This is a genomic window from Solimonas fluminis (assembly GCF_002930645.1).
Taxonomy (GTDB): domain Bacteria; phylum Pseudomonadota; class Gammaproteobacteria; order Nevskiales; family Nevskiaceae; genus Solimonas_A; species Solimonas_A fluminis.
Genome location: NZ_PSNW01000001.1, coordinates 790419 through 802777 on the forward strand (window position 1 = coordinate 790419; position 12359 = coordinate 802777).

At 69.4% G+C, this 12359-nt stretch carries 11 protein-coding genes; 2 read left to right on the forward strand and 9 right to left on the reverse strand.

All coding sequences use genetic code 11. The features are described from left to right. Positions 1–16: 16 nt before the first annotated feature. From fliI to rpoN, 8 genes are all read right to left on the reverse strand, one after another. Entirely contained in the window at positions 17–1366 is a 1350-nt protein-coding gene (fliI, locus tag C3942_RS03680; protein WP_279330930.1) for a flagellar protein export ATPase FliI, read from the reverse strand. Between the two features lie 85 nt (positions 1367–1451). Further along, positions 1452–2045 carry a FliH/SctL family protein gene (locus C3942_RS03685; RefSeq protein WP_165797301.1) on the reverse strand — a complete coding sequence of 198 codons (594 nt, stop codon included), beginning with the start codon at positions 2043–2045 and terminating at the stop codon, positions 1452–1454. Further along, positions 2038–3024 (reverse strand): flagellar motor switch protein FliG, encoded by a 987-nt coding sequence (gene fliG / locus C3942_RS03690; RefSeq protein ID WP_366516583.1) that lies wholly within the window; start codon positions 3022–3024, stop codon positions 2038–2040. Before fliG ends, C3942_RS03685 begins: the two co-directional genes overlap by 8 nt. 26 nt (positions 3025–3050) lie before the next feature. Next, a complete protein-coding gene (gene fliF / locus C3942_RS03695) occupies positions 3051–4706 on the reverse strand; it encodes a flagellar basal-body MS-ring/collar protein FliF (RefSeq protein WP_104228960.1) in 1656 nt (551 codons plus the stop codon). A 14-nt stretch (positions 4707–4720) separates the two neighbouring features. Continuing rightward, the gene (gene fliE / locus C3942_RS03700; protein WP_104228961.1) at positions 4721–5050 is read right to left on the reverse strand and encodes a flagellar hook-basal body complex protein FliE; all 330 of its coding nucleotides are present in this window, start codon (positions 5048–5050) and stop codon (positions 4721–4723) included. Between the two features lie 126 nt (positions 5051–5176). After that, positions 5177–6646, reverse strand: a complete 1470-nt coding sequence (locus C3942_RS03705; RefSeq protein ID WP_104228962.1) for a sigma-54 dependent transcriptional regulator — start codon at positions 6644–6646, stop codon at positions 5177–5179. Continuing rightward, positions 6639–7019 (reverse strand): response regulator, encoded by a 381-nt coding sequence (locus C3942_RS03710; protein ID WP_104228963.1) that lies wholly within the window; start codon positions 7017–7019, stop codon positions 6639–6641. The genes C3942_RS03705 and C3942_RS03710 overlap by 8 nt, the downstream gene beginning before the upstream one ends. A gap of 29 nt (positions 7020–7048) precedes the next feature. Next, complete coding sequence (rpoN, locus tag C3942_RS03715; protein WP_104228964.1) at positions 7049–8503, reverse strand: RNA polymerase factor sigma-54; 1455 nt, start codon at positions 8501–8503, stop codon at positions 7049–7051. 539 nt (positions 8504–9042) lie between these two features. Here rpoN and C3942_RS03720 point away from each other — a divergent pair. Next, the gene (locus tag C3942_RS03720; protein ID WP_165797302.1) at positions 9043–11418 is read left to right on the forward strand and encodes a hypothetical protein; all 2376 of its coding nucleotides are present in this window, start codon (positions 9043–9045) and stop codon (positions 11416–11418) included. Positions 11419–11476: 58 nt separating this feature from the next. Here the strand turns inward: C3942_RS03720 and C3942_RS03725 are convergent, their stop codons facing one another. Beyond that, entirely contained in the window at positions 11477–11806 is a 330-nt protein-coding gene (locus C3942_RS03725; protein ID WP_104228966.1) for a DUF1820 family protein, read from the reverse strand. 366 nt (positions 11807–12172) lie between these two features. Here C3942_RS03725 and C3942_RS22530 point away from each other — a divergent pair. Further along, on the forward strand, positions 12173–12359 hold a 187-nt coding region (locus C3942_RS22530), incomplete at its 3' end, for a hypothetical protein (protein ID WP_207765955.1).

The window sequence follows — 12359 nt, forward strand, 5'->3', positions numbered from 1 at the left end:
GTGTTCCCCTTTGTCGTCATGTCGTCAGCAAGGCATCCAGGGCGCCGCGGCTGATCTCGAAGCCGGCCGGCTCGCGCACGTCCTGGCGCAGGAATTCCTCGATGCGCGGCCAGCGGGCGATGGCCGCGTCCACGCGGGCATCGGAGCCCTTCTGGTAGGCCCCGATGTTGATCAGGTCGCGGTTGCGCTGGTAGGCACTGAACAGCGCCTTGAACTGGCGCATGCGCTGCTGGTGATCCGGCGCCGTGATCTCGTTGGCCACGCGCGAGATCGAGGCCTCGATGTCGATGGCCGGATACAGGCCGGCGTCGGCAATGGCGCGCGACAGCACGATATGCCCGTCGAGGATGCCGCGCGCGGTATCGGCGATGGGATCGTTGGGATCGTCGCCCTCGGTGAGCACGGTGTAGAAGGCCGTGATCGAGCCGCGGCCGTCGATGCCGTTGCCGGCGCGCTCCACCAGGGCCGGCAGCTTGGCGAACACCGAGGGCGGGTAGCCGCGCGTGGTCGGCGGCTCGCCCACGGCCAGGCCGATCTCGCGCTGCGCCTGGGCGAAACGCGTCAGCGAATCCATCAGCAGCAGCACATGGCGGCCCTGGTCGCGGAAATACTCGGCGATGGCGGTGGCCAGGTAGGCGCCGCGCAGGCGCATCAGCGGCGAGCGGTCGGCCGGCGTCGCCACCACCACGGCGCGGCGCAGGCCCTCGGGCCCCAGGTTGTGGTCGAGGAAATCGCGCACCTCGCGGCCGCGCTCGCCGACCAGGCCCACGACGATGACGTCGGCCTTGGTGAAGCGGGTCATCATGCCCAGCAGGGTGGACTTGCCCACGCCGGTGCCGGCGAACAGGCCCAGGCGCTGGCCGCGTCCGACGCTGAGCAGGGAGTTGATCGTGCGCACGCCGACGTCCAGCGGCTCGCTGATCGGCGTGCGCGCCAGCGGGTTGATCGGCGTGCCCTGCAGGCGCGCGTAGGCATTGCAGTCGAGCCGGCCCTTGCCGTCCAGGGGACGGCCCTCGCCGTCGAGCACGCGGCCGAGCAGGCCCTCGCCCACCGCCACCTCGGCGGCGTGGCGGATCGGGATCACGCGGGCGTTGGGCTTCAGGCCCTGCATGTCGCCGGTGGGCATCAGGAAGGTGCGGTCGCCGGAGAAGCCCACGACCTCGGCTTCCAGGCCGGTGCCGTCGGCGTTGGCCACCCGGCAGCGCGCGCCGATCTGCACCTGGCAGCCGACCGCCTCCAGCGTCAGGCCGACGACCCGCTTGAGCGTGCCCTCCACCATCAGCGTGCGCGCATGCGCGACATGCGTGGACTGGGCCTTGAGACGGCGGTTCAGGAACTTGTTGCGCGCGGCGGCAAATTCGCTCACGGGAAGATCCGCGAATCGTCGGAGCGGCCGTTGGCCCCGAAAGCGCTATCGCGGCCAACGGCCGCTCCTGCATAGGTCACGGATTTCACTCCGCCTCCCCGATCAGGCTCTGCGCCAGGTTGGCCTGGCGCGTGTCGAGGCGCGCATCGACCTGCGCGAACTCGCTGGCCACGCGGCAATCGCCCCGCATCAGCGAGGGATCGGCGATCACGCGCAGGGAATTGACCTCGGGCGGCGCCACCAGGTGCTCCTGCAGCAGCTTGGCGTCCTCGGGGTGCGCCATCACGCGCAACTCGCGGCCGGCGCCGTCCAGCGCGCCGATGGCCTCGCGCACCACCCCGAGCACGCGCGCGGGGTCCAGTTCCAGTTCCTGCTGCACCAGCCGGCGCGCGACCTCCACGGTCATCGCCACCAGGGTGCGCTCCACTTCCTCGTCGATCTGCGCCAGCGGGCGCGCCAGGTGCGCCACCAGCTCGCGCAGGCGCGCGGCCTCGGCCCGCGCCTGCTGGACGCCGGCGGCATAGCCCTCGCCGTGGCCGCGGGCGAAGCCGTCCTGGTAGGCGGCGGCCTCCATCTCGTCGAGCTGCTGCGCAGTGTGCAGCACCACGTCCTCGGGACAGCGGCCCGGAGCGGGAAAGACCGGCGGTTCCCAGCGCAACGTGGGAGCGAGATCAGACAAAGTCTTCCCCCTTGCCGCCCAGCGAGATCGTGCCGGCGTCGGCCAGGCGGCGCGCGGCCGCCAGGATTTCCTTCTGCGCCGCCTCGACATCGGAGACGCGGGCCGGGCCCTTGGCCTCCATGTCCTCCAGCAGCATCTCGCCGGCACGCTTGGACATGTTCTTGACGAACTTGTCCTTGATGCGCGCATCGGCGCCCTTCAGCGCCATGCCCAGCGTCTCGGTGGACAGGTCGCGCAGCAGGGTCTGGATGCCACGGTCGTCGACCTCGCCGAGGTCGTCGAACACGAACATCAGGTCCTGGATGCGCTGCGACAGGTCGGCGTCGACCTCGCCGATGCGGGCAACGATGGTCTGCTCCATCGCCGAGTCCATCAGGTTGAGGATGCCGGCCGCGACCTTGAGCCCGCCGACGCTGGAGGACTTGAGGTTGTTGCCGCCGGAGAACTGCTTTTCCATGATCTCGTCCAGCTCGCGCAGCGCCGCCGGCTGGATGCCGTCGAGCCGCGCGATGCGCATCAGCACGTCGCCGCGCATGCGCTCGGGCAGCAGTTCCAGGACCTCGGCGGCCTGGTCGGGGTCCAGGTAGGCCAGCACGATCGCCACGATCTGCGGATGCTCGTTGCGCACCAGGTCGGCGACCGCGCGGGTCTCCATCCATTTCAGCGCTTCCAGGCCCTTGCTGTTGCGGCCCAGCAGGATGCGGTCGATCAGGCCCGAGGCCTTGTCCTCGCCCAGGGCGCCCACCAGCACGCGGCGCACGTAGTCGTCGGCGCCGACGCCCAGGGCGGTCTGGTTGTCCAGCTCCATGACGAAGCGGTCCATCACCTCGTTGGCGCGTTCGCGGGTGACGTTGGTCAGCGAGGCCATGGCCTGGCCGACCTTCTGCACGTCCTTGGCGCCCATGTGCTTGAGCACCTCGGCCGCCTCGGCCTCGCCGAGGGACATGAGCAGGATCGCGGCGCGCTCGGCGCCGCTGATCCCGGCTGCTGGAGTTGCTTCAGCCATCATTCCTGTCCGATCCAGTTCTTGACGACCTGCGCCACGCGCTTGGGATCCTGGCTGACCGCGCTGCGCGCGGTCTGCAGCTTCTGGTCATAGGGGTCCGGCAAGGCGGCGACGGCGGACGCCCCCGGTCCGCGGCCCAGCGCGACCGGTCCATCGGACACCACGCGCACATCGTCTGCCGCCATGCCGGGCACGGCGCCGGCGGACAGCGCGCCCGGGGCCGCGCGCGGCGCCAGCGGCGCGGCCAGCAGCTGCTTCAGCACCGGACGCAGCACGGCGAAGATCAGGACCAGCACGACCAGGGCGCCGCCGAGATGGCGCAGGCCGTCGCGCAGCTGCGGGTTCTGCCAGATCGGCAGCTCGTCGGGGGTGACGGCATCGGGCTGCACGAAGGCGGCGTTCTGCACGCTGAGGCTGTCGCCGCGCTGCTCGCTGAAGCCCACGGCCTCGCGGACCAGGGCGTTGACCTTGTCCAGCTCCGCCTTGCCGAGCGCCACCATCGTGACCTTCTTGTCGGCGCCGACGCGGGGCACGTAGTCCACCAGCACGGCCACGGAAAGGCGGCGCACGCTGCCGACCGGCTGGCGCGTATGGCTCAGCGTGCGGTCGATCTCGTAGCTGCGCGAACTCTGCTTGCTCTGCGACAGCGGCGCCTCGGCGCTGCCGCCGGCGCCGCTGAGCTGGTTCAGCGGCGGGTTGGCGGTCTGCGGCGGCGGCTGGTTGCTGGTGGCGCCGGGAATGCCGGCGGCGGGGCCGGCCGGCGCGCGCTGCTGCTCCTCGGAGGTCTGCTCGCTGCGCACCGCGGCGGAGTCGGGCTTGTAGCTCTCGCGAGCCTCCTCGGTGACCGAGAAGTCCAGGTCGGCGGTGACCTGGGCGCTGACGCGGCCGGCACCGAGCATCGGTGTCAGCAGCTGCTCGATGCGGCGCACGTAGTCGGCTTCCACGCGGCGGGCGTAGTCGAACTGCTCGGAACTCTGGCCCATCTGGCTGTCGCCCTCGCGCGTCAGCAGGCGGCCGTTCTGGTCCACCACGGTGACGGCGGAGGGCTGCAGGTTGGACACGCTGCTGGCCACCATGTGCACGATGGAGGCGACCTGGTCGGCCTCCAGCGTGCGGCCGGCATGCAGCTCCACCAGCACCGAGGCGCTGGCGGCCTCTCGGTTGCGGGCGAAGGCGGAGGCCTTGGGCAGGGCCAGGTGCACGCGCGCGGCACGCACCGGCTGCAGCGTGGCGACGCTGCGCGCCAGCTCGGTCTCCAGCGCATGCTGGTAGCGGGCGGTCTCAATGAACTGGCTGGTGCCGAAGCCCTGCTCCTGCTGGATCAGCTCGAAGCCCTGGGCGCTGCCGCGCGGCAGGCCCTGCGAGGCCAGCTTCAGGCGCGCCTCGTGGACCTGGGCTGCCGGCACCGAGACGGAGCCGGTGGCGGTATCCACCTGGAAGGGAATGCCGGCGGCGCGCAGGGACTCGCCGATCTCGGCGGCGTCCTTGTCGGCCAGGTTGCCGTAGAGCGGCGCCAGGTCCGGCTTCTGCGACCAGCTGAACACGGTGAACCCGGCCGCCACGGCGACGGCGACGCCGACCAGCATGATCAGCTGGCGCAGCGCCGGAATGTCCTTGAGGCTGCGGGCGGGAGACGGAAGGGCGAGTTCGGCCATGGCGGATCAGCCCCTTAGATGGGCATGTTCATGATGTCCTGGTAGGCACTCACCAGGCGGTTGCGGACTTCGACCATGCCCTTGAACTGCACCTGCGCCTTGGCGCCGGCCACCATCACCGAGGCGAGGTCGGCGCTGCGGTCGCCCATGGCGAAGGCGGTCTGCAGGCGCGAGCTGTCCTGCTGCGCCTGGTTGACGCTGTCCACGGCGGACTTCAGCACGGACTCGAAACCGGCCTTCTGCGCAGCCTGCGGCGCCGCCGCGACGCCGGCCGGCCGCTGGGCGGCCTGGGCCTGCATCGCGCGGATCTGCGCCAGCACGTTGTTGATTCCGATTTCGTTCATCTCGGGCTTCCGGATCGGTTTGCTGGGAGGGGTGCAACTCCTGTGCCTCGGCAGAACGCCTTTCCGGCGCCGTTTCCGGCGGGTCCGGCGTCAAGCTTCCGGCACATGGCGGCGGCCCGTCCCGGTTCAGGCGCTGAGCTGCTCGCCCTCGGCTGCCAGTTCGCGGGTCAGCCCGTACTTGCGCAGCTTCTCCACCAGCGTGGTACGGCGGGTGTTGAGCAGCTTGGCGGCATGGGCGACGACTCCCGACGACTGTTGCAGCGCCTGGCGGATCAGCGCCAGTTCGATGCCCTCGATATGGTCCTTGAGGTTGACGCCTTCGGGCGGCAGCGTGCTCAGCGCGGCGATGGCGCTGGCCGTGGACGGCGGCGGCAGCAGGCCGGCGGCGGCGAGCATCGCCTCGTGGCGATCCTCCGCCGGCTCCTCGGCCGGGGTCAGCGTCGGCTGGCCCACGCGATAGCGCTGCGGCAGCAGCTGGGCGCCGACCGTGGCGCTCGGGTGCAGCACCGCCAGGCGCTCCACCAGGTTGGACAGCTCGCGCACGTTGCCCGGCCAGTGGTAGGCGCGCAGCGCATGCACCGCGTCCGGCGCCAGGCGCACCGAACCGTGGCCGTTGCGCTCGTTGCCGGCGATCAGGTCGTCGATCAGCATCGGCAGGTCCTCGAGGCGCTCGCGCAACGGCGGCATCTCGATCGGGAAGACGTTGAGGCGATAGAACAGGTCCTCGCGGAACGTGCCCTTGACGATGGCATCCTCGAGGTTGCGGTGGGTGGCGGCGATCACGCGCACGTCGCAGCGCACGCTGCGGTTGGAACCGACGCGCTCGTAGGTGCGCTCCTGCAGGGCGCGCAGGATCTTGACCTGCATCGGCAGCGACATGTCGCCGATCTCGTCCAGGAACAACGTTCCGCCGTCGGCCATCTCGAAGCGGCCCTTGCGCGAGGTGATGGCGCCGGTGAAGGCGCCCTTCTCGTGGCCGAACAGCTCGCTTTCCAGCAGCTCGGAGGGAATGGCGCCGCAATTGACGGCGACGAAGGGCTTGTCGCGGCGCGACGAGCAGGAGTGGATGGCGCGGGCCACCACTTCCTTGCCGGTGCCGGATTCGCCGGTGACCAGCACGGTGGTGTCGAAGGCGGCGACCTGTTCGATCAGGCGGCGCGTGCGGCGGATCGCCGGCGAATTGCCGCTGGGGCCGGCCTGGCGCATCGACTGCTGGTCCAGGTCCATGCGCAGCAGGCTGGCGCGGCGCAGGAATTCATGCAGCTGCGGGTACTTCACCGGGTAGTCCAGCGACATGCAGGCGCTGGCGTCGAGGTTGTGGCGCTGCATCAGCGCCTCGCGGCGCGGCTGCAGCACCAGCAGCGGCGGGTGGTAGCGATCGCGCTTGAGCCAGTCGACGAAGGCGGCGAAGCCGCCCTCGTCGGCGGTATCGCCCACCACCACCGCCAGCCAGTCCTGCTGGCGCTGCTGCGACAGGTTCAGCTCGGCGACCGACTCCACCATCACGGGGCTGTGGTCGATGAACTGCAGGATTGCGCCGAGGGTCTGCAGGCGCGAGGCATCGGAGTCAACCACCAGGACTCTGGATTCAGACATGGGCTTCTCCACGGGAGAACTCGCGCAAGAGCTGGGCGATGTTGTGCTCATAGTCCTGCTTGTTGATGAAACCGTCGGCGCCGGACTGCGCGGCGAACTCGCGGTGCGCGGCATCGTCGTAGTGGCTGGCGATCACCACGCGCGGCGGATGGTCCTGGGCCTTGATCAGGCGCGTGGCCTGCAGGCCGCCCATGCCGGGCATGGCCAGGTCCATGATGATGAGATCGGGGCGGATCTCCTCGGCCAGGCGCACGGCGTCGTAGCCGTCGTAGCCCTCGCCGACGACCTCGACCTGGGTGCCGGCCAGCAGATGCCGCGCCAGCACGACGAAGGCCTTGTTGTCGTCGATCAGCAATGTCCTGAGAGTGGTCATGTCCTGCTCCTTGCGTCCTGTACTGCGTGTCAGCCCGCCCATCCGGCGGCTCGGTTGGTGGGGGCGCCGCGCTCCTTGGCGGGCGCGATCTTCATCGCTTCGCGATACTTGGCGACGGTACGGCGGGCCACGCGGATGCCCTGGCGGGCCAGCAGCGCGGCGATGTCGCCGTCGCACAGCGGCGCACCGCGGCCTTCGCCGTCGATGATGCGGCGGATCATGGCCTTCACCGCGGTGCCGGAGGTCTCGCCGGACAGGCCGGTGATCTGGCTCGGGAAGAAGGCCTTGAGCTCGTACACGCCCCAGGGCGTCTGCACCCACTTGTTGCTGGTGACGCGGCAGACGGTGGATTCGTGCATGGCGATGGCTTCGGCCACCTCGCGCAGCGTCAGCGGCGCCATGCCGACCTCGCCGCGCTCCAGGAAGGCCTGCTGGCGCTGGAAGATCACGCGGGCGGTGCGCAGCAGCGTCTGGTGGCGGATCTCCAGGCCGCGCACCAGCCAGCGCGCTTCCTGCAGCTGGTCGCGCAGGCCCTTGTGCGTGCCGGCCTGCGTCAGCAGGCGCTCGTACAGCTTGTTGACGCGCAGGCGCGGCAGGCGGTCGGCATTCAGCTCCACCTTCCAGGCGCCGGCCATGCCGGTGACCACCAGGTCCGGGGTCACGGCTTCGGCCGGCGCGGACAGCGCGGCGGCCGGCTTGGGATTCAGCGTGCGGATCAGGGCCACGGCCTGGCCGATCTCGGCGCGGCTCACGCCCAGCAGCTGCTGCAGTTCCTGCGTGCGGTTGGCGGCCAGCAGCTCCAGCGCGCCGGCGGCCAGGAATTCGGCGAGGTCGCGCCCCGGGGTGCGCTCCGGCAGCATGCGGATCTGCAGGCACAGGCACTCGGCGAGGTTGCGCGCGGCGAAGCCGGTGGGCTCGACGCCCTGCACCTTCTCCAGCACCTTCTCCACCTCGTCCAGGCCGGCGGCGAAGCCGGAGCCCAGGCGGGCGACGATCGCGTCCAGCGGCTGCTCCAGGTAGCCGTTGTCGTCGATCGCCTCGATGATCGCCTCGGCGATCAGGGCCTCGCGGCGGCCCTCGATGGTCAGGCGCAGCTGCTCCAGGGCGGCGATGCGGGCGTCGGTCTGGACCGCCGCGGCATGGCGCTCCTCCCAGGGGCGGTCGTCGTCGTCGGAGGGCTCGCCGCCGGACCAGCTTTCGGCGCTGCTCCAGTCGAAGTCGGCCTCGACCTTGTCGCGGGCACCGGCGTCGATGCCGGTGACCTCCTCGTGGACTTCGGCGGCGGGAGCGGCCTCCTGCGGAGCGGCAGCCTCGTCGGCGGAGGATTCGCCCTCCTCCTGCTCCAGCATCACATTGCTTTCCAGCGCCTCGCGCAGTTCCTGCTCGAGTTCCAGCGAGGACAGCTGCAGCAGCCGGATCGACTGCAGCAGCTGCGGCGTCATCGCCATGTTCTGGCTGGTCCGCAGATGCATGTTGGGCTTCATTCGTTTTCTCCTCGCCTCGTTCGCCTTGAGGCCATCTTTGGCGAGGATGGATTACGCCCGTAGCGGAACATTCCTTACGCAATGTAGGGGTTCACCCTACATACGACGGATTTCCGTCGCCTGCCGGAGGGAATCCGGGAAAGCAGCTTCTTTTCAAGTGCTTGTCTGCATTGAAGATCGCACTGCAGCAAGACGGTCCATGCCAGGGGCTGCCCCCACGCTGTCGAGAAAAACTACTGGTCGGGCAGCGTCCTTCGCCGTCCGGAACGGCCAGGGCGGGGCCGGCCCGGCGCCGGAAGAACGTCGCGCCGGCCGGCCGCGACGGGGGCCGTGCCGCACGAACGGCCCTGGGAAACCGCTGGAACTCCCGCGCCCAAGCCAAGGCGCTCAGGGCAAAAACTACCACTGCGGGGGGGCGACCCGATCATTACCATTCCGTGACAAGCCGCCGCGATGTACGGCAGGCCGGCGCGGCGATCCCGCCGCCGCCAGGAAAAACGGTGCAGCCCCTCTCGCTGCCACCCCTGAGGAGAGTCATGGTGTCCACGTTCATTCCCGACGGCATCGGCCGTCTCGCGATCGCGTTCCTGCTGGCCGGCCTGGCCGCCTGCCACAGCAGTTCCTCCGTCGCCCCGGGCCGCCAGAACGGCCAGCCCGAGCCGATTCCCGAGGAGAAACCCTCCATCGACAGCCAGCTCGGCCTGGACCTGCTGCCCGGTACCTGCGACCCGCTGGATCCGAACTACTGCACCTTCCCCTGGCCCAACGATTTCTTCACGGTGGAGGACGGCAGCACCGACACCGGCCGACGCGTGAACCTGCAGCTGGCCGCGATGCCGCGCAACCTGATCGGCAAGCCGATCACGCCCACCGACTGGAACCGCAACGACGGCTTCTCGCCGGGCAATGCGATCCTCACGCGCGTGCCGGGCCTGGACCTGGCCAAGACCGGCGCGGTGCCCATCACCGACGTCAGTGACAGCTTCCGCGCCGACCAGCCGATCGTGGTGATCGATGCCGACACGCTGGAGCGCCACCTGATCTGGGCGGAGCTGGATGCCAACCTCACCAAGGCCAGCCTCTGCGACCTGCCGGACCCGCTGGCGGTGGTCACCGGCCTGCTGGAACAGGACCAGCTCACCAGCCTGCTGCACGCGGTGGAGTCGGTCTGCGACATGCTGCCGCTGCCGGAGAACCCGCTGGCCGATCCGGGCCCCGCGGTGATCGTGCGCCCGGCCAAGAACTTCGAGGAAGGCCATCGCTACATCGTGGCGATGCGCAACCTGAAGGATGCCGAGGGCGGCATCATCGAGGCCTCGCCGGCCTTCCGCATCTTCCGCGACAACCATGTCAGCGAACGCGACTCGATCAACGGCCGCCGCGCGCACATGGAAGAACTGTTCGCCAAGCTGGGCAAGGCCGGCATCAAGCGTTCCGAGCTGTACCTGGCCTGGGACTTCACCGTGGCCAGCGAACGCAACCTCAGCGAACGCGCGCTGAAGATCCGCGACACCGCCTTCGCCGACCTGGGGACTGCCGCGCCGCCGTTCACCGTCGACGAGGTCACCGACTTCACGGTGGAGGAGAACGCCACCATCGCGCGCCAGGTCAAGGGCAGCGTGACCGTTCCCAAGTTCCTCACCGGCTCGGGCGCGCCGGGTTCGCGCTTCAACACCGCCGGCAGCCCCGACGGCCTGCCGGTGCAGGACGGCACGATGACCGCCACCTACACCTGCCGCATCCCGCGCGTGGCCTTCGGCAACGCCGCCAACGCCGCGGAGGCCACCACGGTCAACACCGTGCGGCCCTCGCTCTATGGCCATGGCCTGCTCGGCAGCCAGGGCGAGGTCGGCGGCGGCCACATCGGCGACACCGCGCAGAACCAGCGCCTGATGTTCTGCGCCGCGGACTGGATCGGCATGTCCGAGGGCGATGTGCTCAACGTGCTGACGCTGCTGCTCGACATGAGCAACTTCACCACCCTGGCCGACCGCGGCCAGCAGGGCTTCCTGAACTTCATGTTCATCGGCCGTGCGCTGATCAACGAGCAGGGCTTCTGCAGCAACGCCGCCTTCCGCGTCGGCGACCAGTGCGTGATCGACCGCCGCGAACTGTTCTACGACGGCAACTCCCAGGGCGGCATCATGGGCGGCTCCCTGGTGGCGCTGTCGCCGGACATCCGCGCCGGCGTGCTCGGCGTGCCGGGCATGAACTACTCCACCCTGCTGCAGCGCAGCGTCGATTTCGACACCTACGCCGCGTTCTTCTACACCGCCTACCCGGCTTCCCTGGACCAGGCCTTCACGCTGGCGCTGATCCAGATGCTCTGGGACCGCTCGGAGATGAACGGCTATGTCCAGCACCTGCGCGCCGACGATCCGCTGCCCAACACGCCGCGCAAGCGCGTACTGCTGCACCCGGCCTTCGGCGACCACCAGGTATCGATGACCACTGCCGAGGTCGCCGCCCGCACCATCGGCGCCAAGGTCCACTGCCCGGCCGTGGTCGGCGGCTCCCGCGCCCAGCGCGGCCCCGCCGTGTTCCCCGGCGTGCACCCGCTGGTGGAGATGGAGCCGGCCCCGCTGGGCATCCACCGCCGCCATCACGACGACGAGCCCTACTATGGCATCCCCTGCATGAGCTATCCGCACAACGGCTCGGCGCTGGTGGTCTGGGACAGCGGCCCGCTGCTGAAGATGGACGGAACCTCGAACCCGGACGGCGTGGCCACGCCGCCGATCGACAACCGCCCGCCGCGCCCGGAGCTGGGCTACGGCGCCGACCCGCACAGCTTCCCGCGCAAGGACCCGCAGGCACAGCGCCAGAAGGGCGAGTTCCTGAAGTCCAACGGCCGCGTGATCAACGTCTGCGGCAACGAGCCCTGCGCCGTACGCGGCTTCGATCCATCGCCGTGAGGCTCCGCTGAAACGAAAAAAGCCCGCCTTCCTGGCGGGCTTTTTCCTGGGCGGCCGCTTACTTCTTGGGATCGCCGAAGCCGTAGGGTGCCGGGAACGGCGTGACCTTGCCGCCTTCGCCGAGGATGCGCGCCGTGCCCTGCTTGTTGACCTCGTCGATGCGGATCACCGCATGCACCGGCACGTAGAAGCGCTCGACGTTCTCGAATTCGGTCTTGAGCTTCTCCTCGCCGGGGTCCACGACGATGCTGCTGCGCTCGCCGAACACCAGCTTTCCGATCTCCACGAAGCCCAGCATGGCGCCATGGCTGACTTCGCGCGCATAGACCTCGTAGACCTGGTCGCGGCTGGTGAACTGGATGCGGTAGAGGCGGGATTTGGTGGCCATGGGTTTGCGGCGGCGAGATTGCGTGGAGTTTAGCGGATGAGCTTGGCTGAACGGTTCGCCCTTCGATCCTTCGACAAGCCCGGGACTTCACGGCGAACGGTTGGGTTAGCACCCTTGCCTTGTACAGTAACCCTCTCCCCCACCCCTCTCCCGCAAGCGGGCGAGGGGATGTGGATCATCTTTTATCTTCCGAGGGCTTTTGCGCTGTATGAGCGCAGCGAATGCCCTTGACGTTCCGGGTTCCCTTCCAGCAGCGCCTGCCTGGGGGCCGGGTGCAGGGTCGAGCCGGACAGGAAGTCCGGCCGAGGACCCTCAGGCCAGGGACGGCCTGTGGGTCCGACCCGTCGCACTCGTCCCCCAGGCAGGTTGCCCCGCTTCAGCGGGGCCGCGGATGGAGGGGGTCTTTTCTTTTTGGTTACTTTTTCTTTGGACAAGTGTTCAGACCGGACACATCCTTTACAGGTGTGCCAGGACATGGTTTACACATTACGCTTTGCGCAGGTCGATGTGCGCGAAGCGGTGATGGCAGAAGTAAAGATCGTATCGGCCCTGT